The sequence below is a fragment of the Parabacteroides caeci genome (assembly GCF_023656795.1).
Classification (GTDB): Bacteria; Bacteroidota; Bacteroidia; order Bacteroidales; family Tannerellaceae; genus Parabacteroides; species Parabacteroides segnis.
In genome coordinates, this window is the sequence record NZ_JAMOKT010000014.1 from 105,208 (window position 1) to 127,188 (window position 21,981).

Annotated in this window: 23 protein-coding genes, 2 tRNA genes and 3 pseudogenes; 14 read left to right on the forward strand and 14 right to left on the reverse strand. The window is 42.5% G+C overall.

The window, feature by feature from the left end; all coding sequences use genetic code 11:
• Positions 1-52 precede the first annotated feature (52 nt).
• The 6 genes and pseudogenes from NBH15_RS09720 to NBH15_RS09745 all read right to left on the reverse strand — a co-directional run bounded on the left by NBH15_RS09720 (position 53) and on the right by NBH15_RS09745 (position 4,304).
• Positions 53-1,267, reverse strand: coding sequence for a sodium ion-translocating decarboxylase subunit beta (locus tag NBH15_RS09720; RefSeq protein ID WP_007656615.1), 1,215 nt, complete (start codon positions 1,265-1,267; stop codon positions 53-55).
• Between the two features lie 8 nt (positions 1,268-1,275).
• Complete coding sequence (locus NBH15_RS09725) at positions 1,276-1,719, reverse strand: hypothetical protein (protein ID WP_007656613.1); 444 nt, start codon at positions 1,717-1,719, stop codon at positions 1,276-1,278.
• Between the two features lie 1,033 nt (positions 1,720-2,752).
• A complete protein-coding gene (locus NBH15_RS09730) occupies positions 2,753-2,908 on the reverse strand; it encodes a hypothetical protein (RefSeq protein WP_186961866.1) in 156 nt (51 codons plus the stop codon).
• A gap of 98 nt (positions 2,909-3,006) precedes the next feature.
• Positions 3,007-3,171 carry a hypothetical protein gene (locus NBH15_RS09735; protein WP_186961867.1) on the reverse strand — a complete coding sequence of 55 codons (165 nt, stop codon included), beginning with the start codon at positions 3,169-3,171 and terminating at the stop codon, positions 3,007-3,009.
• Between the two features lie 132 nt (positions 3,172-3,303).
• Positions 3,304-3,928 (reverse strand): annotated as a pseudogene (locus NBH15_RS09740) (transposase); the annotation flags it as partial.
• Between the two features lie 202 nt (positions 3,929-4,130).
• Positions 4,131-4,304: a BF3379 family histone-like protein gene (locus NBH15_RS09745; RefSeq protein WP_128135829.1), complete on the reverse strand. Its 174-nt coding sequence runs from the start codon at positions 4,302-4,304 to the stop codon at positions 4,131-4,133.
• 190 nt (positions 4,305-4,494) lie between these two features.
• On the opposite strand from NBH15_RS09745, the pseudogene NBH15_RS09750 reads away from it, so the two are divergent.
• Both NBH15_RS09750 and NBH15_RS09755 read left to right on the forward strand, forming a co-directional pair.
• A pseudogene (locus NBH15_RS09750) lies at positions 4,495-4,893 on the forward strand (transposase); the annotation flags it as partial.
• Positions 4,894-5,001: 108 nt separating this feature from the next.
• Positions 5,002-5,745: a NigD1/NigD2 family lipoprotein gene (locus NBH15_RS09755; RefSeq protein ID WP_010803150.1), complete on the forward strand. Its 744-nt coding sequence runs from the start codon at positions 5,002-5,004 to the stop codon at positions 5,743-5,745.
• Positions 5,746-5,856: 111 nt separating this feature from the next.
• Here NBH15_RS09755 and NBH15_RS09760 read toward each other — a convergent pair.
• Positions 5,857-6,863 (reverse strand): annotated as a pseudogene (locus NBH15_RS09760) (transposase); the annotation flags it as partial.
• 118 nt (positions 6,864-6,981) lie between these two features.
• On the opposite strand from NBH15_RS09760, the gene NBH15_RS09765 reads away from it, so the two are divergent.
• From NBH15_RS09765 to NBH15_RS09775, 3 genes are read left to right on the forward strand one after another with little or no spacing between them, the layout of a single operon-like run.
• Positions 6,982-7,551 carry a contractile injection system tape measure protein gene (locus NBH15_RS09765; protein WP_244051058.1) on the forward strand — a complete coding sequence of 190 codons (570 nt, stop codon included), beginning with the start codon at positions 6,982-6,984 and terminating at the stop codon, positions 7,549-7,551.
• Between the two features lie 25 nt (positions 7,552-7,576).
• Positions 7,577-8,176, forward strand: a complete 600-nt coding sequence (locus NBH15_RS09770) for an eCIS core domain-containing protein (protein WP_128133332.1) — start codon at positions 7,577-7,579, stop codon at positions 8,174-8,176.
• 9 nt (positions 8,177-8,185) lie between these two features.
• A complete protein-coding gene (locus NBH15_RS09775; RefSeq protein WP_128133333.1) occupies positions 8,186-9,472 on the forward strand; it encodes an ATP-binding protein in 1,287 nt (428 codons plus the stop codon).
• Positions 9,473-9,535: 63 nt separating this feature from the next.
• Here NBH15_RS09775 and NBH15_RS09780 read toward each other — a convergent pair.
• From NBH15_RS09780 to NBH15_RS09790, 3 genes are all read right to left on the reverse strand, one after another.
• Positions 9,536-9,609: transfer RNA gene (locus NBH15_RS09780), tRNA-Arg, on the reverse strand.
• Positions 9,610-9,642: 33 nt separating this feature from the next.
• Positions 9,643-9,719: transfer RNA gene (locus NBH15_RS09785), tRNA-Arg, on the reverse strand.
• Positions 9,720-9,795: 76 nt separating this feature from the next.
• A complete protein-coding gene (locus NBH15_RS09790; protein ID WP_007656726.1) occupies positions 9,796-12,108 on the reverse strand; it encodes a patatin-like phospholipase family protein in 2,313 nt (770 codons plus the stop codon).
• Positions 12,109-12,307: 199 nt separating this feature from the next.
• Here NBH15_RS09790 and NBH15_RS09795 point away from each other — a divergent pair, with 199 nt between their 5' ends.
• Positions 12,308-13,966 carry a PAS domain-containing sensor histidine kinase gene (locus tag NBH15_RS09795; RefSeq protein WP_250822573.1) on the forward strand — a complete coding sequence of 553 codons (1,659 nt, stop codon included), beginning with the start codon at positions 12,308-12,310 and terminating at the stop codon, positions 13,964-13,966.
• 515 nt (positions 13,967-14,481) lie between these two features.
• On the opposite strand, the gene NBH15_RS09800 is transcribed toward NBH15_RS09795, so the two are convergent.
• The gene (locus tag NBH15_RS09800; RefSeq protein ID WP_171031146.1) at positions 14,482-14,694 is read right to left on the reverse strand and encodes a hypothetical protein; all 213 of its coding nucleotides are present in this window, start codon (positions 14,692-14,694) and stop codon (positions 14,482-14,484) included.
• A 347-nt stretch (positions 14,695-15,041) separates the two neighbouring features.
• Here NBH15_RS09800 and NBH15_RS09805 point away from each other — a divergent pair, with 347 nt between their 5' ends.
• From NBH15_RS09805 to NBH15_RS09840, 8 genes are read left to right on the forward strand one after another with little or no spacing between them, the layout of a single operon-like run.
• Positions 15,042-15,257 (forward strand): hypothetical protein, encoded by a 216-nt coding sequence (locus NBH15_RS09805; RefSeq protein WP_004291535.1) that lies wholly within the window; start codon positions 15,042-15,044, stop codon positions 15,255-15,257.
• Positions 15,258-15,268: 11 nt separating this feature from the next.
• Positions 15,269-15,490, forward strand: coding sequence for a hypothetical protein (locus NBH15_RS09810; protein WP_004291534.1), 222 nt, complete (start codon positions 15,269-15,271; stop codon positions 15,488-15,490).
• Between the two features lie 13 nt (positions 15,491-15,503).
• Positions 15,504-15,920 (forward strand): PcfK-like family protein, encoded by a 417-nt coding sequence (locus NBH15_RS09815; protein WP_004291533.1) that lies wholly within the window; start codon positions 15,504-15,506, stop codon positions 15,918-15,920.
• On the forward strand, positions 15,917-17,248 hold the full coding sequence (locus tag NBH15_RS09820) for a PcfJ domain-containing protein (RefSeq protein ID WP_004291532.1): 1,332 nt from the start codon (positions 15,917-15,919) through the stop codon (positions 17,246-17,248). The genes NBH15_RS09815 and NBH15_RS09820 overlap by 4 nt, the downstream gene beginning before the upstream one ends.
• A 24-nt stretch (positions 17,249-17,272) precedes the next feature.
• Complete coding sequence (locus NBH15_RS09825; RefSeq protein WP_004291531.1) at positions 17,273-17,530, forward strand: DUF8466 domain-containing protein; 258 nt, start codon at positions 17,273-17,275, stop codon at positions 17,528-17,530.
• Between the two features lie 19 nt (positions 17,531-17,549).
• On the forward strand, positions 17,550-17,783 hold the full coding sequence (locus NBH15_RS09830) for a DUF3873 domain-containing protein (protein ID WP_004304291.1): 234 nt from the start codon (positions 17,550-17,552) through the stop codon (positions 17,781-17,783).
• Entirely contained in the window at positions 17,780-18,025 is a 246-nt protein-coding gene (locus NBH15_RS09835) for a DUF6956 domain-containing protein (RefSeq protein ID WP_004291529.1), read from the forward strand. The genes NBH15_RS09830 and NBH15_RS09835 overlap by 4 nt, the downstream gene beginning before the upstream one ends.
• 53 nt (positions 18,026-18,078) lie before the next feature.
• Entirely contained in the window at positions 18,079-18,387 is a 309-nt protein-coding gene (locus tag NBH15_RS09840; protein ID WP_004304290.1) for a hypothetical protein, read from the forward strand.
• Between the two features lie 33 nt (positions 18,388-18,420).
• Here the strand turns inward: NBH15_RS09840 and NBH15_RS29370 are convergent, their stop codons facing one another.
• The 3 genes from NBH15_RS29370 to erm(F) form a co-directional block, all read right to left on the reverse strand.
• Positions 18,421-18,624, reverse strand: coding sequence for a hypothetical protein (locus tag NBH15_RS29370; protein ID WP_004316914.1), 204 nt, complete (start codon positions 18,622-18,624; stop codon positions 18,421-18,423).
• Positions 18,625-18,957: 333 nt separating this feature from the next.
• Positions 18,958-20,253 (reverse strand): group II intron reverse transcriptase/maturase, encoded by a 1,296-nt coding sequence (ltrA, locus tag NBH15_RS09845; protein WP_007567572.1) that lies wholly within the window; start codon positions 20,251-20,253, stop codon positions 18,958-18,960.
• A gap of 745 nt (positions 20,254-20,998) precedes the next feature.
• Positions 20,999-21,799, reverse strand: coding sequence for a 23S rRNA (adenine(2058)-N(6))-methyltransferase Erm(F) (erm(F), locus tag NBH15_RS09850; RefSeq protein WP_004295323.1), 801 nt, complete (start codon positions 21,797-21,799; stop codon positions 20,999-21,001).
• Positions 21,800-21,981 lie beyond the last annotated feature (182 nt).

Genomic DNA, 21,981 nt, shown 5'->3' on the forward strand with positions numbered 1-21,981 from the left:
TTTTTGTTTATACTCGGGAACAGCTATTTTCTATCGTAGTGGATACAGCCCTTTACAGATAAGGGATAATCGTTATATAAATACCTGTAATAATTGCAGACGTAATAACACCTGAAATATTAGCACCTAACGCATCACCTAAAATGAAAGAGTCCGGGTTCTCTTTACTTACCAGTTTCTGCGCTACTTTGGCAGTAGTAGGAACACAACTGACAGCAGCAATACCGATTACCGGGTTATAATTTCCGCGTTTAATGAAATACATGATATATCCGCCAATGATACCTCCGATACCAGACAATAACAATGCTGTAATTCCTAATACCAATAATTTCAAGATCTTGGGATCGAGTAACAACTTAGCATCGCACAATACACCCAATAACAGCCCCAACATGAAAGTCGAACCATACAATAACGGACCACTGACAAAATCATAAATATGCTTCATGCCTGATTCGCGAACGGCAACGCCCAGGAACAATGAAAAGAAAAGGGGAGAGGCCACAGGGAATAAAAAGCATAAAACAGCACACAAAATAACAGAAAAAGCCAGTTTAACTTTAGCATCGTAGTTTTTGGGAGGTTTTGTAGTGGTCATTTTTATGGCACGCAAACGCTGCGGGATCAGGAGTTTGACCAGATAAGGATATCCTCCGTAGGTCAGTCCCAGATATAAATAAGCAACAACAGTAATAGGAACAAATAAATGTTTGGCCAGGATCAGGGATGTAAACAAAACCATCGGACCATCTGCACCGCCAACCATCGCAACAGAAGCGCTCTCACTTAAAGACAAACCAAAGGCGCTGGCAATAGGCAACGTCAGAAAAGTTCCCAATTCCGCACAGAGAGCCAGGAAAAGACTGGCAAAAGGCTTCTGAAGCAGAAAGCCCACATCCAGTAATGTTCCAATACCCATAAACACGAAACAGGCAATCAAACCATTACTGAAAGTCAGTGTATATACGGGTTGAAGAAAATCAATCTGCATTGTATTCATCAACTCGTCTGTATCGGAAAGCATAGGATCCAGGAATAAATTACCTAATACACCTTCCGGCATGATTAAAGTACCACAATTGATTGCAACCATTCCTAGCCCCATCGGGATCATAACCATCGGCTCCAGGACTCCTTTCCAGCCTAAATAAACGAGTAGACCGCCAAGTGTAATCAAAAAAACACGCGCAACAGCCAGTATCCATCCACCGGCAACCATTGTTCCAAAGCCTTGGAACAAACTAAAAAAATCAACATTTTCCATATCTGTTTTTATTTTTCGATAGAAGGATTCTCCTTTTTGTTTGTATTGTTCTTTCTCATTAGCTGTTCCTCTTTTTTGAGGTACATAATGCGAGTATCCTGTGGATAGTAATAATCCATCAGATCCAAATGAGAAGCGCCATGACTTACGCCATGATAATATCCGGACGGTTTTATATGGAGAAGATCGCTGTTTACGCCACGACGGAATTCTTCGCGTTCGTCATCAGTCACATCTTCTTCATTATTTACCACATCCAGCCCTAATATTTCACCAATTTTGGCACGCAATTTATTTAGTTTGCCGAATTGCATCAGTTCATCACTGTGGGAATGGTGAAATTCCAGGGAGTCGGCCCAAACAGCAATAAGCTTGATTACACCGGCAACAACAAAACCGATAATGAAGGTCAGAGCCATCATTTCAAGGGTTGAAAGTAATAGACTTAACATAATTATTTAATTTAAAATCCAATATAATACCTTAATTAGGGTACATGATTAGTCATTATCTGCCAATTCACGTGCAGACAATAAAAAAGAACAAAAAGAAAGATGTTAAACTAAATAATTATTTTCCGTAGTACGTAGACCCAATGGCCTGATCGTATACGAAGAGTGGAGAATTTTACAGATTGTGATATTAAAAATGTTTCAGATACTTTATTCAGAATATTTTGTTCCTTCTGAAGAAACAACTCCAAAAGACGGGTAGTCACTTTAAACGGACGTTCGCATCGGGTTGGCAACACCTGACTACGAGTAGTAAGACAATAGACTGAATGATAGCTTTGACTTAAATCATAATTCTTTAACTCGTCCTGGAATGGATGTTTTTCCTTACTGCAAACAAAAGTCGTTTTCTCAGGAGACAAAATATTTTCATCTTCAGTCTTTATCTGCATATTCAAAAGAAGCAGAAACAGAAACGACACTATCAACAATACTTTTTTCATCGCGGTGCGAAGTTAGAATAGTTATTTAACATACAACATAATTTTGTCAATAAAAGTTGAAAATAATTTGCGTGGGATAGTCCCAGGATAACTTCTTACAATCCTATTAAACATAATGGTAATTATAAAAAATAGTAACAAAAAGATATCAGGAACTATTCAGGCATAAAAAATCCGTATATAACTTCACAGTTACATACGGACCAAACAAATAACAAACTCTACTTATATGAAAAAACAAATACTACTAACATAATTATTACAGAATCTTTTTTCAAGCTCTGTTTATCATTATAACAATGATATGCTTTATTTGGTTCTGACTACAGAATAATTTTCTGCTATTTTTTTCTAGGGTTATTTAAACGATCCCTGAAAATTATCTCTGTAGAGAACTATATTTTATTCGATATTATAACAAAACGTCATTTATTTATGTTCCAGAATCATATACTAATAAATACTAAAAAGGCATGTATGTATCTTTTTTGATACTCTACATGCCTTAAACTCTCTCTGTATTATACTTTTCAAACGAAAGCAATATGCATTTCCATATATCTGTTATTCGGCCTGTTAACGAGATTTTCCTTTGCGATCTTTTCGCAATCTTCTATATCCATACCATTTTCAGGAATACTCCAGTACCACAACATAGGTGCTTTTTCTCTTTCAACTGTTTCCATTTTTCTCCATTTTTAAATTCAACTTCATCTATGAGACAGAAAAAAAGAAAATACCCCTATCTGCTCATAGAGTTTTTTTGAATGACAGATGCATTATTTTATTTAATCGTTGTTCCAGCATCCGGAGTTAGCTCCTGTGTTAAAGAATCGGCTAGTTCTTTATTGTATTCTTTGAGTAAATCAATATCATGTATATCACTGATATCGAGTATTTCACGAATTAATTCAACTTTACCATTTTCCAATTCAGTGCTAGGTATCATACTTTTGTCGTTTTAGATTGATTAATATTGTTTTAACTTTCATCTAACAATATTAATTTCACATTGTTCACATGTACAATCTCTTTTAACGAAAAAGGGGGGGGCGTAACCTTTCCCGTGCCTGCCGTTTGTAACGTAATAATTCTCCTCCGCATTGTAATGGAGACTCTCCGTATGGAATGGATTGGGAGTATAACGGGGACGTTATTCTTTATGGAAGTAGTTGTACTTGACAAAGGCTTCTATCCCATTATCCCCTCATGAACCGGTAATTTTCTTCCGAGCCGTAACCGGAATCTGCCACACCCACAGTTGGTAAGCGGTTATAGCGTTGCTCAAAGGAGTGGAAGAAAGGTATGAGGGTCAGTGTATCGGTTGGGGTGGGAAACAGTCGGAAGTCTATGAGGAATTGGTTCTGAGTACCTATTTGCAGATTATATCCGGGCTTGGTCTGCCCGTTTCTCATGGCGTCTTCTTTCATGCGCATGAAGGTGGCTTCAGGATCGGTCTTGGAATAGGAGTTGCGTTCTCCAAGAGTGTCAAGATGGTTGTCGTATTCCATCAACTTGTCACGGTGCTGCTCTAGTTCCCGGACCTGTTTCTTCTTTTCCCGGATGACTTTCTTTTGTTCCTTGTCCTTTGTTACAGGCTGGTGTTCCAGCACCTCTTTAAGTTCATTCACTATATCTGAGAGCATGGCGGGAGTGAACTCTACGGGGGTGTCTTTGGCGGAGTTCTCTTGGGCTATGGCTTCATCCCGCCTTTGTATAGTCAAGGTTTATTAGGTCAATCAGTCACTCTCCATGTTTGATAGCTCTTAAAACGAACAACTCTACAAAGGAAACATTTTATTCTGTTTATAACGTTTTTTTGACTCTTTGTTTTACATGCTTTGCAACACAATTAAGGGGATATGTACATTTTGACACACCCCCTTCTCTTATAACTGAAATAAAATTTTATTTAGCTGCTTCGATAGATGCTTTTCTAAATTCTTTCAGTAACTTCTCAAGTTCCAAAGAAGCTTTGCGAGCACGTGTACCTGCTGCTTTGTTACCATTTTCAACCTGTGCATTAGCATTTGTGCTAAATTCTGCAATCGCTGCATTAATTTTCTCTACTAACTCTTTCATTTTACTTTTGATATTTCTTATTATTAAATCGAAGCACAAAAATATAAATAATTATATCATGAGCAACAAAAATTGACAAAACATCTCTGTTCAAGTGCCGAATATTAATAAAAGATTTATTAAACAGCCTCCTCCTACTTATTTAAAGCCTCCAGCAACTGTTTGCCAGGTTTAAATTTAACACTTTTCCGGACTTTTATTAACGCTGGCAGCCGCGCTCATCGTAGCCACCGGTGGGTTTACCTACTTTGATAACGCCAAGCAACTTACCCGTTACTTGGGCTTGTCGCCTACTTATCAACAATCCGGTACGTCAGTCAATGTCAAAGGTCACATCAACCGGAACGGGGATTCAAGCCTCAGAAGCCAGCTCTATGTGGCGGCATTCTCATCACTTAGGTGCAACACCGAGTGCAAGGCATGTTTCGACTGTTTGCGGTCTAATGGCAAGCCAGGCAAGGTTGCGGTCGTTGCTGTCGCCAACAAACTTGTAAGGCAAGCCTTTGTGGTGGTCACGCAAGGAAAACCGGCACAATCTTTCGCAGGACTACAAGGCATACCTATTCTCTTTGATCAGGAGATACAATAGGTGTATAAATTTCTATTAATATATTTTATCAACTTCTCTTGCAGCATTTTCAGGCTCTTATCCATCTTCATTGGTATAAACAATTTAATAATTTAGTGATATTAAGCTATGAAGACGTTGAAATTATTTTTAATGGCCACGGGAGTTTTATTTACTTCTTTAACCTTTCAATCTTGTTTGGATGATGATGATAACTATTATTATGGGTATCTAACGCCAAACGCCCTTGTGACAGTAAAACCGGTTAGTGATAACTCATTCTTCCTGCAATTGGATGACTCAACAACATTATTACCGGCAAACTTGACTTCTTCGCCTTACGGAGATAAAGAAGTTAGAGCACTGGTCAATTTCAGTGTAGTAAACGAACCTAGTGAAGGCTATACTAAAGCTGTCCATGTTAATTGGATAGACAGTATTCTGACAAAACAAATCGCTCCGGATCTGGGAGTGGATAACGATTCTGTATATGGAACAGACCCAGTAGAAATGATTAAGGACTGGGTAACAATTGCAGAAGATGGCTACCTGACACTCCGTTTCAGAACATTGTGGGGAGATCGTAGCAAGGCTCATTTCGTAAACTTACTGGTAAGTAAAGATCCGGCTAATCCTTATGAAGTAGAGTTTCGTCACAATGCTTACGGAGATGTCTACGGAACGGAAGGTGACGGATTGGTCGCTTTCAAACTGGATGAACTGCCGGACACAGAAGGTAAGACTGTTAAGCTGAAACTGAAATGGAAATCGTTTAGCGGCGATAAATCGGCAGAGTTTGACTACTGCACTCGTAAATCCACTCCTGCAAAAGTAGAAATTACAGGCGATAAGAGTGTGCTGAATTTAAAATAAATAGTGTAACATACGAAGCAGATTTAATCTGCTAAAACAAAAAGAGGCTGTGTCGTAATTAAGATTTACGACACAGCCTTTCTTTTTGTATTGACTGAGAGATGAATGTTTTCAAGCGACCGTTTTTTGCGTAATTCTTTCCCATATGCGATTTTTGTCTGGTAAAATCTGCCATACGAATAAAAACAGCCCCCTAAGAGATATATTCTCCCCGTTTTGGGTGTGTTTCGCTATCCGGGAACACATTTTCTTAATGTTGAAGGCAATGGCGAAGAAGGCAAAGTCCATAGTCACCTTGTCTTCTCCCACATGCCGGAACCTTCTGTATGCCATGTTGTGTTTCATTTGTCCAAAAACTGCTTCCGGTTCTATACATCACCTTCCCCTATGCCTGATGCCTTCTTCCGAGAGTAACCTTTCCCGTGCCTGTCGTTTGTATTGGTTTAACCGGTGGTTGACTTCTATAATACGGTTCCCCCCGGGCTTTAAAGCAACTGCCACGTAAAGGACACCCTTCACATCTTTGTGCTTTATACCGGGCACTTTCGGTGACGTATCCGCTAGCTGTTTTGTCACGTCTGGTTCCTATACGGTTCATGTGCTGCCCCATAGGACAAACGTAATAATCCTCCTCCGCATTGTAATGGAGACTCTCCGTATGGAATGGATTGGGAGTATAACGGGGACGCTGTTCTTTATGGAAGTAGTTGTACTTGACAAAGGCTTCTATCCCATTATCCCCTCATGAACCGGTAATTTTCTTCCGAGCCGTAACCGGAATCTGCCACACCCACAGTTGGTAAGCGGTTATAGCGTTGCTCAAAGGAGTGGAAGAAAGGTATGAGGGTCAGTGTATCGGTTGGGTTGGGAAACAGTCGGAAGTCTATGAGGAATTGGTTCTGGGTACCTATTTGCAGATTATATCCGGGCTTGGTCTGTCCGTTTCTCATGGCGTCTTCTTTCATGCGCATGAAGGTGGCTTCAGGATCGGTCTTGGAATAGGAGTTGCGTTCTCCAAGAGTGTCAAGATGGTTGTCGTATTCCATCAACTTGTCACGGTGCTGCTCTAGTTCCCGGACCTGTTTCTTCTTTTCCCGGATGACTTTCTTTTGTTCCTTTGTTACATATGGAAGTCCCGAAGAAACGGTCCGTTCATGGGTGCAGTTACTGCCGGAAAAGAAGGAAGTCGTGAAGGAGAAATTATTGCTGCAACTATGTGAGACGTTGCAACTGTCAATGGACGGGAGAGTCGGAACGGACGAAGCGACAGAAGCTCCGGAGTTCCTTCTGGTGGAAAATGCCGGCCTTTGCCTGCTCGCCCCCTGGCTCAGCCGACTATTCGCCATGCTCGGCTATCTGGATGATGAACAGAAATCGCTCAAGAATACGGCTTTGAAAATCCGCGCCGTATTCCTACTGCAATATATCGTCTACGGGGAAGAACGGGAATACCGAGAAACAGAACTGGCCTTCAACCGGCTTCTTGTCGGATTGCTCCAACATATACCGATCCCGAAACAGCTGCCTCTTACCAGTGAAGAAAAGCAGACCGTCGACTCCATGGTGGCAGGCATAAAGGCTAACTGGCCAAGTATGGACGGCACATCGGTAAGGGGCTTCCGCCAGAGCTTCATCGCTCGCAGCGGTACATTGGAACAGCAGGAGGAACGGTGGCTGCTAACGATGGTAGAAAAGACGCATGACATTCTGCTTGAATCCGTTCCGTGGAGTTTCAGGCAGATACGTCTTCCGTGGTTGAAGAAGTATGTGCAGGTCATATGGCACGGGAAACAAAAATTCCAATAAATTGACGAAGAATAAAATATATAAAATGGCAACTGAAAAAGTATATCAAGAAAAGACGGCCCGCACCATCCAGCAGAAACTGGATGGTGGCGGCACATTGCAATTCGTGGATAACCGTCCGATGAACCCGGTCTTGCAACAGATGGGAGAAGACGAAGAAGATACCCTGCAAGGCAAGTTCAATCAAGCTCTCCAGCGGGAAGAGGATGAAGAAGACATGCTTCAAGGTAAATTTGAACAGCCAGTCCAGCGCGAAGTAGATGAAGACGAAACCGCCCTGCAAGGCCGGTTTGAAGCTCCCGTTCAGAAAAAGAGTGAAACCGGCATGCCCGACCACTTGAAAGTTGGCGTGGAAGAACTTTCCGGCCTCGCGATGGATGATGTAAAGGTACATTATAATTCGGACAAGCCGGCTACAGTACAGGCGCTCGCCTATACACAAGGTACAGACATCCATGTAGCTCCGGGACAAGAACAACACTTGCCCCATGAGGCATGGCACGTGGCCCAGCAGATGGCCGGTCGTGTGGAACCTACCACCGAAGTAGGCGGAATGCCGGTGAATGACAATATCGCACTGGAACACGAAGCCGACGTGATGGGCGCAAAAGCGAACAGTCTTTAATGAAGAATTATGCGTGAGTATATTGAATGGTTCAACCAAGTATTAACTGTCGCCATCCAGCTTTACTTCCATCAGGAGTCCGAGTACAAGCAGCTAAAGGATGTGTATCCGCCCCGAAACGGCTGGATGGAGGCGGTGACGGGACAAACGGACACCAATTTTGAAGAACGAATCGTTATCATGCTCGCCTTGATGCCCCATATCTGTCCGCAAATACTGGACATCTTCTTTGTGCAGAACAAGAACTTTGACCGCCAGTACACCGAGTTCGGCGGTTGGAAAGGTTTGTCGCACGGAGGATTCCTTCCTACGGGTGAAACCGCTTCGTTCATCCTTGCCGGGGAGGACGTGGAGAAACGCAAGGAGGTCATCCATATGTTCTCAAAAAGCCACTGGTTTTACGGAAAAAATATCCTGCGGTTGGAAGGTGCAGGCGAAGGAGAGCCGCTGCTCAGCAGCCAACTCCGTGTATCTGAGGAATTTCTGAGCCGCGTACAACTTGATGTGGAATATAAACCCGATTATACCACCGGCTTCCCTGCCAAACGTATCACCACGGAACTGAACTGGGAAGACATGGTGCTGGACTACCAGGTGACAACTGAACTGGAAGAGATCAATACATGGATTTCTTCCGGCAAGACCATCATGGAAGACTGGGGGTTGTCGCGTATCCTGAAAGCCGGATATCGTTCGCTGTTTTACGGTCCTCCGGGTACAGGGAAGACACTTGCAGCGACATTGCTGGGTAAGAAGAATAATATGGATGTATACCGGATAGACCTATCCATGATCGTTTCCAAATATATCGGGGAAACGGAAAAGAACCTGGCTAAAGTGTTCGATCTTGCTGAAAACAGGAACTGGATTCTCTTCTTTGATGAAGCAGACGCCCTGTTTGGCAAACGTACTTCCACCAACACCTCCAATGACCGCCATGCCAATCAGGAAGTGGCTTATCTCTTACAGCGTATAGAAGACTTCCCCGGCATGGTCATTCTGGCAACAAACTTACGTTCGAACATCGACGAAGCATTTTCCCGCCGTTTCCAATCAGTGATTTACTTTCCAATGCCGACTGAAGAACTACGCGCTGAAATATGGCGGAAGATGCTGAAAGGTTGGCCGGAGGATGTAGACGAAGACCTGATTACCATGGCTGCCAAAACAGAACTTTCGGGAGGTTCTATAGCCAACGTAGTCAGACGGTGTGCATTAGCAACAGTAAATCAGAAAAATCAATCTCTGGATAAACTTATATTAAAAAATGCACTGCAAAAGGAAAAACTGAAATGATAAGAAGATAGGTAAAATAAAAAGCGTCGAGATGATAGTATCTCAACGCTTTTTATTTTTACGTGACCGCGACAGGATTCAAACCTGTAACCGGCTGATCCGTAGTCAGCTACTCTATTCAGTTGAGCTACGCGGCCAATCTTTATTTCTGTTTAAACTGTAATCTCGAATGGTGACCGCGACAGGATTCAAACCTGTAACCGGCTGATCCGTAGTCAGCTACTCTATTCAGTTGAGCTACGCGGCCATTGTTTCGTGATTGCGAGTGCAAAGGTAGTGTTTTCTTTTAAACTTGCAAGACTTTAGTACATCTTTTTTTCAATTTAATCTAACATTTTTGGATTAAAGATCAAGTAACCGATATTCAGTCCGAAGTTGAAATTCTTTGCCGGATAACTATATCCGTTGGCATACAGGCTGATAGAGGCAAAAGGTAACTGTAACACCAGGGCAGCCTCCCCCATGTACTTAAATGAATGAAGAAACTTGCCATAATAAGGAACTGCCATATAAGGATTGTCCGCATTAGTTTCTTTCTTTATTTCATATAAAGGGGCAAAGCCATACAAGTCTAGACGGAAATGAAGTAATTTGCTAAACTTATAGATTGGCGAAATGCCTGCTGCAAAATACTGATTGGCCCGGAAAGCCTCATTGAAAACAATCTGGCTATGCGGCGTGGGCGTAAAAGCCGGAGCTTGCAATACCGATGCCGTATAGTTATTCATCAGGTTTTTGCTGGATATGACCAATTCTCCCTGGAATCCCAGATTGAAACGGTTACTTAATGTTTCATAGTGCTGCCACTCCCCTTTCAACTGTAACCAGCTGTAAACCTTTTTTCTGATTGATTGACTTTGAGATGTTGGAGACGGATCATAATTCTCAGTACCTGTGACATATTGAGCAATCAGGAACTGTTTCCGCCCGGCTATAGGGTATTGTTTAGCATCCAGTGAATTCCGTTCTATACTCAGCGAACCACTGAACAGATTGTACCAGCTATGATCGAATTTAGAATTAGGAAACAACATATTATTACTCTGAAAATAGTAATCATTCAATTGCCCGTATGCAAAACCGATTTCTGATTTTGCCCTGTTCAAGAACGGGAATCCCAGCTTTAGCTTCATATACAATTCTTTTTGTTTGATGAAGGCCGGTAACACATCTTCGTAAAACAGCGACTGACTTTCCTGATATCTTTTATCGGAATATACCCCCTGCCAGTTAAGATAGGTCGGAATCCTAGTCTGCAAATAGATTCGTCCGTTTAGCATAACTCCACTGAAAGAATTACCTACCTGAAAGTTTGAATTAACATCGGCAGCAAAACGGCCTAAATACTGATAACCCAATCCCAAAAACAATTGATTCGCCTGATGCGATGAAATATTACCGCCAAAACCGACCGTTATTTCTTCTTTCATCTTTACGTCCAGATAGAGGTCAAACTTTTTCTCCCTGCGATTGTAAACGGCATGGGGCATAATTTCCCGTATCTTCGAAGAAGTGAGCATCTTGAAATAAGCCCGCTTAAATTCTTCCATCGAAAATTCATGATTCATATCACGATGCAGTTGTGCCTCGATATACTTACGCTGCGATTCGGAAACGCCGGTTACATATATATTCTGAAAGATCAGCGGCGGCAAACTTTCCTTATAAGCAACCCTACGCATATTAACTTCCGTAAGTGGAACCCTGCGGGGCACTCTTTGCTTGATCGAGTCGATCATACTCATCGTACGTTTATAACCGATATCCATCAATTCCTTTGCTTTTTGAAAGTCCAGTAATGAAACAGTCGGGAAACTGAATTTTACCATCATGCCATCTTCTTCCGGAACATCATAATCCGTTTTCTGCATAATCATCGTTTCCAATTGATTATAAGCATTATTGGAAGGTTTGTTATTTCCTCCGGCAACAGTCGATCCGAAAATAAAATCAGGATGAAAAGCCTCTTTCATCGGTCCGACAGGGAAATTATCGTAAATACCACCATCAAACAGAGGAATGCTGTCTTTCCAGATCGGCTGGAAAAAGAAAGGGAATGTCATGGAAGCACGGACAGCATCTCCCAGATCTCCGTTCTTGAATATGATAGCCTTTTTATTATAGATGTCAGAACCGACACAACGGAACGGGACAAACAAATTGTCAAAATTCCATCCGGCTTTAGCGGTAGCCTGCGAAAACAATGCCATAAACGCCTGATTCATCTGGATCGGATTGATAAGGCTTTGCGGTAAAAAGTTGGCCTTGATCTGCAATGAATCAGTCATATCAATAGAGAAATGGCCGAACTCAGGAGTCGGGTCCGGTCTTTTAAAGTAATATTTATATTCATTTTCTACGGTACCGGTCTGCCAGTAACTAAATTCTTCTGATAACATTAATTCCAGCATCTCATCAGGAGAATACCCCATGGCATATAAACTACCTATAATGGAGCCTATAGATGTACCGGTTATATAGTCAATAGGTATATCATTCTCCTCTAAGGCTTTAATGACTCCGATATGTGCAGCACCTTTAGCTCCTCCACCACTTAATACCAGTCCCACCTTTTGTGCATCGGCCGCTTGCAGGACGATCAGCAAAAAGGTTACCAGAACAGCTACTTTCTTCATACTTTACTTTCTCTCAGTTTACAACTTCAAATGTAAAATTATTTTCTCAGACTACAAGGTGTGTTGCAGGCTTATTGTGTTAAGATTTAGCGCTGCAATAGCGAAAATATTATGAAATTCAGCAGTATTCAGAGATTAATTAAAATATAAATGATAAATTTGCCGAAAAAGAAAGGGTAAGACAAATAAATATCACTCTATGAACATACTTGTATTGATGAATTCAGTAGTATTAATGCTGCCCACGGGAACAGCAGGATACCTGATACTCATATTGGTTCTCTCTCTCCTGGTTGTTTTACTGGCAATCAAAAACAGGAAACTTGTTTGTGAAAAGAAACAGTATAAAGATCTATTGGACGATATGCAGGAGAACAACAAAGAAAAAGAAGCGCTGTTCAGCCTCGATATCTTAGAGAATCTGCCTTTTCCCCTTTTCGTAAAAAATATCGACGATGACTATAAATATATATTCTGGAATAAAGAAGCAGAGTTACAATCCGGTACTCCCCGGGAAGAGATAGTAGGACTTTCTGATTTTGATATTTTTGGTCCTGAACGAGGAATGCGATACCGGAAAATAGATGAACAACTGGTCAAAGAAGGAAAGAACTACAGGGCTGAAGAAGATTATGTAACCCCGGACGGTGTTTTTCACAATACGATTGTAAATAAGTCTATCCTGACTCACGGTCAGAATCACCTGCTCCTGGTATCCCGTTGGGATATTACCCAGATGAAAGAATATGAAAGGGAACTTATCGAGGCAAAAGAAAAACTGGAAAATGCAGCCAAAACCCAGAACATGGTGCTCAGCAGCATTAATTTCGGACTCATCTATATAGATAAAGAATACCGGGTTCAATGGGAATCTACCACAAACTTGCATAAAATAGCCAAAGGTCGGCGTTATACTCCGGGAAAAATCTGCTATGAAACAGTCAGAGGAAGAACGGAGCCTTGTCCCCGTTGCGCTCTCAGTGAAGCTATAACAAAAGGGGAATCGGTCCGCCACGAATTTACCGAAGGAGACACAACGGTAGAGATCAGCGCCATCCCTCTTTTTGACCATACAGATACCAACATTGTTGGCGGACTAATGAAGGTCGAAGATATATCCGATAAAAAAAGGATAGAACATTTGATGTATGAGGTGAAAAGAGCAGATGAAGCCAACCGTTTGAAATCGGCTTTCCTGGCAAATATGAGCCATGAAATCCGGACTCCCCTCAATGCAATCGTCGGCTTTTCCAACTTACTGGCAGAGACGGATGATCCTGTAGAGAAACAAGAGTTTATTCATATCATATCGACAAACAACGAACTCTTGCTTCAATTGATCAACGATATCATCGATATGGCGAAGATCGAATCCGGCTCCCTGGATTTTACCTATTCTCGGATTGATATTAATGAATTAATGGAAGAAATTTGCAGCCAGATGATTTTAAAGAACAAATCCGAAGCTGTCAGCATTTCATTTGACGAAAAATTACCTCAATGCCTGATTTACACAGATCGTAACCGGCTGATGCAAGTCATGAACAACTTCCTGACAAATGCCCTGAAGTTTACTCCTGAAGGATCTGTTTCTTTTGGGTATACGATCGAAGAATTAGGTAAAGCCATTCGTTTCTATGTAAAAGATACTGGAATAGGTATACCTCAGGATAAGAAAGATAAGATTTTCGACCGCTTTGTCAAACTGAATACATTCGCCCAGGGAACAGGTCTAGGGCTTCCTATCTGCGCCATGATTGCCGAAAAGTTCGGAGGAAGCATCGGAGTGGAATCTGAAGAAGGCAAAGGCTCTCTGTTCTGGTTAAGCATTCCAATGAAAGAATCTGAAGAAACCTAAAGTATTCCAAAGGCTGTGAACAAAAAAGGTGTTGATATGTTTTCTTTTTCATACTTTTGCAACCTGAAGTTACGAAAAGAGTGTAATTTATTGGAAATGAGCGTAGGTTAATTGCTCTTGATAGTAATAGGTTACGATTTAGTTAGTTATCTACTGCATTATCCTTCTGCGCGTTGCGTAACCTTCAAAGAACTCTTCGTATGCAAAAGTAGCTATTTAATTCGAGATTTTGATATAAACTCCCGTTTTTTATCCCCTCATTCATAAGAATTTTCCGTAAAAGCGGTATTGTCCGTCGGCACACCATTGCCCAAAACGAGTTTGGAACAAACGTGTGCCGACTACCGCATAGCTGGAGAAAAGGGCATTGCCTCACGCCTAAACGATGTTTAGACAGATGAAGCAATGCCCCTTTCTTTTGCGCCTATGCCAAGAGGTGCTTTTACGGGTTTTCAAATGATTTTTCTTTTTTCGCTGTCTCTTTTGCCGGAAGCGGAAAGTGAATGCAGAGTGTGTCAGCCTGCCCCATGAATGAAACAGGCGCCCACACACAGCCGGACAAACCGGGAAGAATGATTGTTGCCACCCGGCTGAACAAGTTCCGTCGGATCGGAAACAATCATACTTCCTTTGTTGTGGTTTGCCCTTTTCACGCTTCCGGTGATGTCTTTTTCCTTTTGGTGATTCTTTTTTTTACGGATTTTCCCCTGAAGTTTTTTTCTACACAATCTGCCTCTGTTTTCGTTTACCTCCATTTTGCGCCTTTCAGTAAGCCGCATCAGTCAGTCATTTTCGTTCTGGGCGCAAAGGTAATTCCGGGATTGGACGGGAAAGCAAGGTCAAGCCTCCTGTTTTCGGTAAAAATCTCCAGCCCTGCGGGTAGTATTTTGACCGAAAAACCTTGCATTCCCTAATCCCTACCTTTTCAAGCACCCGAAACGAAAACGACCGATGCGACAGAAAGACGCATAAAAAAAATGTCGGATAAACGAGAGGCAGATAAGATAGTTTGAAACTCAACTCCCTCAGCTCTTGAATCCGCATTAAAAACAAAAAAATCAAAAACAGCGAAGATATGACGGCAACGGCAAATTTCAGACAAATGGCGCAACACATCGGGTTGGCGATATGCGGCTTGATGATGCGCACCGCCTTCGGGGTGTTCGGCATCCTTTGGGGCATCATCAGAGAGATTGTAAACGGAGTGTTCCGAGTGGCGATAGGTGTAATCGTGGCTATCCTTTCCACCATTGCCTTCTTTGGCTTCATCCTTTGGTTATTCACCCTTTAACCCTTACCGACATGGCAAAAAGAAACAGCAAGACGGCAGCGCAGCAGTGCAGATATTACGAGGTGGACAACATCTTCGTGTATATGGTGGAAACGTACATCAACGGCAATTTTGAAACTTTCCGAAGATTGTACCACGAACTGAACAAGGACGCACGGAGGGATTTCATGGACTTCCTTCTCAGCGAGGTAGAGCCGACCTATTGGAGAGAGATACTGAAACAGATAATCTAAAAATGACAGCGATATGAAAGGAACAGACCATTTCAAGAGAACGATATATATGTACTTGGAACAGCGTGCGGAGGAAGATGCGCTATTTGCAAAGAAGTACCGCAACCCTGCCAAGAACATGGACGAGTGCGTGACCCACATTCTGAACTATGTGCAGAAAAGCGGTTGCAACGGTTTCACGGACGGAGAAATATTCGGGCAAGCCATCCACTACTATGAGGAAAACGAGATAGAGGTGGGCAAACCGATGGACTGCCAAGTGGTTGTGAACCACGTTGTGAAACTCACGGCAGAGGAAAAGGCGGAGGCACGTCAGAACGCTGTCCGCAAATACCAAGAGGAGGAACTCCGCAAGTTGCAGAACCGCCACAGACCGTCAGCGAGAAAAGAAAACCAACCCCAACCCTCATTATTTGATTTAGGCTTATGAAACCGAAGACCAAGATACAGAAAGAGGTGGCAAGACTTTCCGCCAACCTTCGCCCCATATCAGCGACACAAATAGATTGGGCATACCGCCACTGCGTTGAGCATATCGGCTACCGCACCAAGAAAGGGAACATCACCTGTTCCGACTGCGGTCACGAGTGGCACAGCGACAGCGGACTATGCGACACCCTTGAAGGCTGCACCTGCCCCAAATGCCATGCCGAACTCAAAGTGCAGGACACACGCAGACGCATCTACAAGGAAACGCAGAATTTCAGCGTGATAACCACCTGCAAAGGGTATCAGGTAATCCGCGTGGCGCAGGTCAGATGCGAGAGCAGGAAAGGCGAACCGATGCGTTTCTACTGCCACGAGGTCGTGCAGCGTTGGATTTCACCCGACGGCAAGGTTACGGACATGGCGTTGCTCCGTGGCTTCCTTTTCTGCTATTGCGATGTGTGGGCATTAGGCAGCGATATGGAGGTAAGACCGCACAACAGCCTATACGATGATGTGGTGGCAAGAAGCTGTGCATATCCAAAGATGAGGATATTGCCCCAACTCAGACGTAACGGCTTCAAGGGCGATTTCCACGGCATCTCCCCCGTGCGTCTTTTCAAAGCCTTGCTTTCAGACCCAAGAATTGAAACCCTTATGAAAGGCGGTGAGATTGAGGTCATGAAACACTTTCTTTTCAATACCCGTACTGCCGATGAATGTTGGGCATCATATCTGATTGCCAAGCGTCACAAGTATCAGATAGACAACCTCTCAATGTGGTGCGACTATCTGCGTATGCTCAAAAAACTCGGTCAAGACCTCCGTAACCCGAAGAACATCTGTCCCGAAGATTTCATGGCGGCACACGACAACGCAACCCGAAAAATTGAAGCCATACACGAGAAGGAAAGAGCCGCAGAGCAACGCCGTTGGGAGATTGAAAGGCGTGAGCGTGAGCAACAGCGACAACTCCAACGAAAGAAAGATGCGGAGGATTTCATCGCCAACAAATCCAAATTCTTCGGCTTGGTAATCACGGACGAGGAAATAATCGTCAAGGTGCTTGAAAGCATAGACGAGTATTACAACGAGGGCAAGACGCAGGGCATCTGCGTGTTTGGCAGTGGATACTACAAGAAAGCCGACACCCTCATACTATCGGCAAGGATTGGCGATGAGATTATTGAAACCGTAGAGGTGGACTTGCGAACCCTCGAAGTGGTGCAGTGCCACGGCAAGCACAACCAGGACACCGAATATCACGAGCGCATCATAGACCTTGTGAACAAGAACGCCAACCTTATCCGTGAGCGGATGAAAGCGGCATAGCATAACCCCTAAAACAACATTGATATGGAAGTAAGAATTGAAAGTATGATTTGTGTGTGGGATGATGCAATCCCCACGATGTTCCTTGAATTTGTGAACCTCCTCACTCTCACAACGAGTGAGGGGGAATTGAGAAAGAGCGTAAAGGAGTTTGCCGAGAAGCACGAACTTGACAAGTTTTTCCTTTACGGCTTCGGCTCACACCATTTCTACCTGCACCAACGCTACACAAGCAACCCCGAAATGGTGATGAAGAACAGAGTTCTGTCAGTACATTTTTAACCATCTAAAAAGCAACATTATGACAACACGAATGACCATCAACGGAGTAAGCACCTGCGCGGAAGCAGGTACGGAGAAATACGAGCGTTTCCAATCGGGTATCGGAAGACGCAGGCGGACACTTGTGCAGTACGACTACCGCCACCCCATAGACAGAGAATTGTTCTCTTGTGTCAAACCCACGTTGGACGAGTGCCGAGCCGCACGGGACAAGTGGCTGAACGCAAAGAAGGGAAAGGAGGACAGACTATGAACACGACCTATCAAACGCTGATAGTCAAGTTCAGCGAACCTATCACGGCATTGGACGGTATCTTTGACGATACCGGAGCGTGGGGAACGGACACCCTCAAGGGGTGGATAGATGATTACGAAAGCACACGTTTCACCGCCACCGACAGCCATACGGCAGTCATCACGAGCGAGTACAATATGGAATGTGTGAAAGAGTGGCTACAACGGCAGACCCCCATTTCCGAAATGCGAGAATTTTGAACGGGATGGCGGTGTCCGCACCGCCAATACTTAAAACCCTAAAAACAAAAGATATGATAGCCAAGACGATATTACAGCAGATAGGCGGAAAACGCTTCACCGCCATGACAGGTAGCCGTGATTTCATAGATATGGGCAACGGCTTACGGATGAGCCTTGCAAGGAACAAAACAAGTGCCAACCGCCTTGACATCATCTATGACGAAGGGGCAGACCTCTACAATATGCGCTTCTACCGCAGGACGTTCAGCAAAAAGACCTTTGAGTGCAAGACAAAGGACATTGCCGTACACGAGGGTATCTATTTTGATATGCTGGAGGAAATGTTCACGATGGTGACGGGACTTTACACACGCTTTTGAGTGGCGGGGCGGCGAGAGCCGCCCTACTTTCTTTCAGTGAGCATGATGGCGGACAAAGAAAGTAGCAAAGAAACCTTTGTCCAATCTGCGATAACTAAAAAATCCGCAAGTAAAACTTGCGGAGGCTATATATTGGGTCGTTATTTTTTGGTGGAGGGGAATGATAATCTCGAACCGTTGAACTACACATTTCTGCTTCGTCTCCATTTCCCCCAACGATTTGATACGTTCAATCATTTTTGTTGTGGAGAAGTGAATAGACAGTATTACCCGACAGAGCAACTATGACAACGTAACGCCTTTACAAAAAAGTCGGTACACGAAACCCATAGACTAATTGTCTTGACCTAAAAGAGATTGGAATTTTCAGGACTGCCTATCACTTAGATAGAAGTCCAAGGTCTGCTGAAATACATAATTCAAAAATTGAAATTGCTTGACTGCAAATTTAGTAACTTTGCTTGACAAATTAACGAGAAAGAAGAGAAAATGAAAACCGACCGCATAATCGAGTAGACGGCTCCGCCAGTAACTGACGGAGTGCGCCTCTCACACCACCGAGCGTACGGGTCACGTACTCGGCGGTTCGCAAAGAGATGGGTTAAGTTGTAAATGTAATTCAGTTAAGGAAACATATCCTCTTTTCTTCAAGCGTTGTAAAGTAATGGTAGTGCCTAGAATAGGACTTTGTGCTATTGCCCAACCGCCTTTCCGTGTTCTGCTCCAAGCGTAGGCATGGTCTTGGTCTACACCTAATCGAATCAGGTTTTTCCTTTTCCTTTCGGGTTTTTTCCAATGATGCCAAATGCAATAGCGCAGTCGGTTGCGAAGCCAACCATCTAAATCTCGTAATTTGCCCAAAATACTCGTGCCTTGGAAATAGTTCAACCATCCGCGTTGCACTTCTTTTATCTTGGCAATACGCTCTTCAAATGTGGCTGGTGTGGTTTTTCGGGTGATTGTTTTAAGTCGTTCTTTTAGTTTCTTCCATGCTTTTTCCGATACAATAAGTTGGTATTGATTTTTACTTCCTTTCTCGTACGTAGGTACGAATCCGAAACCCAAAATTGTGAAGTGGATTGGTTTTCTGATACCACTCTTTTCTTCATTTATAGTTAATTTGAGTTTGTTTTTCAAAAACTTTTCAATTACCACTCTTGTTGCCTTGGCTTGATTGTGGCTTTTGCAATAAATACTAAAATCATCCGCATAACGTACAAATTTGTGTCCTCTTCGAGTCATTTCCTTATCCAGTTGATGTAGTAAAATGTTCGACAATAATGGACTTAAAGGGCTTCCTTGCGGAACGCCTTTTCTTCTCTTTCGTAGCTTTCCGTTGATTTTAATAGGTGCTCTGAGCCATTTGCGTATGAGTTGCATGGTAGCTTTGCATTTCACTTTTTGATAGATTAAATTCAGTAATAAACAGTGGTCAACTTCATCAAAGAAGTTTTTCAGGTCAATATCCACAATGTGGTTTAATCCTGAATGGATGTAATCCCGAGATTGTCCAACGGCTTGTCGGGCATTCTTGTGAGGTCTAAATCCATAGCTGTAATTACTAAATTCGGGCTCAAAAAGTGGTGCAATAGTTTGTGCTAAGGCTTGTTGCAACACACGTTCTGTAGTGGTGGGAACACCCAATAATCGAGTTTTCCCATTTCCTTTCGGAATTTCAATACCTAAAATGGGTTGTACTTGATAGTTGCCTTGTTTGATTGCTTCAATCAGTTGTAGTTTCTTTTCAGAAAACACCTTGCGGAGCTCTCTTATAGAAACACCATCAACACCCGCACTACCTTTATTGGCAATCACGTGTTCCAATGCTCTTTGAAGATTAAACGGATGTACTACTCTTGTTATCATTTTAGTTGTTTTTAACCTGTTTTCGTTAAGTAGGGCTACTATGTGTTCCGTTACCTATTGAAAACCTCTTTACGTTCAGTCCTTCCTTGTTTGTGAGACCTATGCGGTATCTATTCGCACCTCGTTTGCCCTCAAGTACTATGACCTCTGCTGACTTCTTGGATTGATTAACTCGTAATCGCCAAGACCTCCCCTGGTAAATGCTTTTTCCTTCCGTCTATCGCCGGTACATCTACATAACAATAATCTGATTTAATAGCATGTTCAGAACACTGTTTTGGACTTCGTATTGCTGTGGATACTCATCCTTATTGTTATGCCTCTTATGTACTTTCTGTTCGTCGGTACAGACTTTTGCAGTTCTGCTTCCTTCAGTGCATACCTCACGATAAACCACCTTGCAGCTTGCTAACGATTCGGGGTTTCAATCCGCTCGTAAGGGACTTGCACCCTCTGGAAAAATAACACCCCGAAAACTTGGTTCGTAAAACTAAATTTGTATTTTTGAACTATTTGAAAAGCTTTCGGGGTGTGTCCTGCATATGCAGGGCACACACATATGGTAGCCGATAATTGCCGGCTTTCGTGCCAACTTGATACTTTGGTGCTTTTAACGAACCGAAGTGCTAAATTGATACGAAAGTGCTGTAAATCCGGCAACTACGGCTACCATTTTTCGTTATGCGGCAGCTTAAAAGACGACACCAAACCAGAAAAATCATCTTGACAACCACCCGACTTTGAACTACGAAGGATGAAATTTTTCAGGGACAACTTCCAGCATTTCCAAAAAACAGTTTACCCATTGACTTGGAGACAAACAAACAATTTGAGCATTAAGGTTTAAACCGAATTTTTCCGAAATTGACCTGACCTGACTTTTCCTGAAAATCGACTTTAAAGCTGTTTTTACAGATAAATCAGGTTTCTCTAACAGACAGGAAATAAATGCTAAGTATTTGGCTTTAAACTTAAAATCAAAAAATAACTGTTTTCTTTTAATGTTTAACAGGGCTGATTTGACAGTTGGCGGTGGAAAGAAACTTTCAGGACCTACCTCATAGACAAGTTTCAAATCAAAAAAAGTATGATAGAAAACGGTATATGGATTGTAAAGCTTCCTCGAAAATAACTTTTGTGTAGGTTCTAACTGAAGGACAATGGAACCTCCCAGAAAATTTCCAAGACTCTCAAACATCAGGATTTTGAAAATATCGGAAGTAATGCCATAAGGAATATTTGACACCACTTTGAAAGGAAATTTCGGAACTGCAAAATTCCTAAAATCACAACCGACAACTTGAACATTTCGGGCATCAGAAAATAATTTTCGTAAATGTTCAACCAAAGCTGTGTCGTTTTCAATAGCAACAACATTGTTGGCGATTTTTAATAAATGAACAGTAAGAAACCCCTTGCCTGCCCCAATATCTAAAACCGTATCCTGATTACTTATATTTGCTTGTCTTATTGCATCTTTTATTAGCACTTTATCAATAGTAAAGTGCTGACCCGTAAAACGAACGGGCAATTTCTTTTTTGTCATTAGTAACTTCTTACAGGTGAATACTTGAATTCAAAGTGTTCCTTTCTGAATTTTCCTAACCTGAATAATTCATAGTCTCCACAAAAAAGAGAACGCCCTTCTTGTATATTTGCAAGAAAAGCATTAACTTTAAGGTGTTAAAAATAAACTTAATACCGGCGTTCTCATGTGCAAAGATACAA

Coding starts and splice junctions, on each gene's coding strand:
- NBH15_RS29370 (WP_004316914.1), bottom strand. CDS start 18,624: ATGATTGAACGTATCAAATCGTTGGGGGAAATGGAGACGAAGCAGAAA.
- NBH15_RS09835 (WP_004291529.1), top strand. CDS start 17,780: ATGAACACGACCTATCAAACGCTGATAGTCAAGTTCAGCGAACCTATC.
- NBH15_RS09805 (WP_004291535.1), top strand. CDS start 15,042: ATGACGGCAACGGCAAATTTCAGACAAATGGCGCAACACATCGGGTTG.
- NBH15_RS09730 (WP_186961866.1), bottom strand. CDS start 2,908: ATGGAAACAGTTGAAAGAGAAAAAGCACCTATGTTGTGGTACTGGAGT.
- NBH15_RS09720 (WP_007656615.1), bottom strand. CDS start 1,267: ATGGAAAATGTTGATTTTTTTAGTTTGTTCCAAGGCTTTGGAACAATG.
- NBH15_RS09735 (WP_186961867.1), bottom strand. CDS start 3,171: ATGATACCTAGCACTGAATTGGAAAATGGTAAAGTTGAATTAATTCGT.
- NBH15_RS09725 (WP_007656613.1), bottom strand. CDS start 1,719: ATGTTAAGTCTATTACTTTCAACCCTTGAAATGATGGCTCTGACCTTC.
- NBH15_RS09765 (WP_244051058.1), top strand. CDS start 6,982: ATGGACGGGAGAGTCGGAACGGACGAAGCGACAGAAGCTCCGGAGTTC.
- NBH15_RS09820 (WP_004291532.1), top strand. CDS start 15,917: ATGAAACCGAAGACCAAGATACAGAAAGAGGTGGCAAGACTTTCCGCC.
- NBH15_RS09790 (WP_007656726.1), bottom strand. CDS start 12,108: ATGAAGAAAGTAGCTGTTCTGGTAACCTTTTTGCTGATCGTCCTGCAA.
- NBH15_RS09775 (WP_128133333.1), top strand. CDS start 8,186: ATGCGTGAGTATATTGAATGGTTCAACCAAGTATTAACTGTCGCCATC.
- NBH15_RS09755 (WP_010803150.1), top strand. CDS start 5,002: ATGAAGACGTTGAAATTATTTTTAATGGCCACGGGAGTTTTATTTACT.
- NBH15_RS09810 (WP_004291534.1), top strand. CDS start 15,269: ATGGCAAAAAGAAACAGCAAGACGGCAGCGCAGCAGTGCAGATATTAC.
- NBH15_RS09770 (WP_128133332.1), top strand. CDS start 7,577: ATGGCAACTGAAAAAGTATATCAAGAAAAGACGGCCCGCACCATCCAG.
- NBH15_RS09745 (WP_128135829.1), bottom strand. CDS start 4,304: ATGAAAGAGTTAGTAGAGAAAATTAATGCAGCGATTGCAGAATTTAGC.
- NBH15_RS09815 (WP_004291533.1), top strand. CDS start 15,504: ATGAAAGGAACAGACCATTTCAAGAGAACGATATATATGTACTTGGAA.
- NBH15_RS09840 (WP_004304290.1), top strand. CDS start 18,079: ATGATAGCCAAGACGATATTACAGCAGATAGGCGGAAAACGCTTCACC.
- ltrA (WP_007567572.1), bottom strand. CDS start 20,253: ATGATAACAAGAGTAGTACATCCGTTTAATCTTCAAAGAGCATTGGAA.
- NBH15_RS09795 (WP_250822573.1), top strand. CDS start 12,308: ATGAACATACTTGTATTGATGAATTCAGTAGTATTAATGCTGCCCACG.
- NBH15_RS09825 (WP_004291531.1), top strand. CDS start 17,273: ATGGAAGTAAGAATTGAAAGTATGATTTGTGTGTGGGATGATGCAATC.
- NBH15_RS09830 (WP_004304291.1), top strand. CDS start 17,550: ATGACAACACGAATGACCATCAACGGAGTAAGCACCTGCGCGGAAGCA.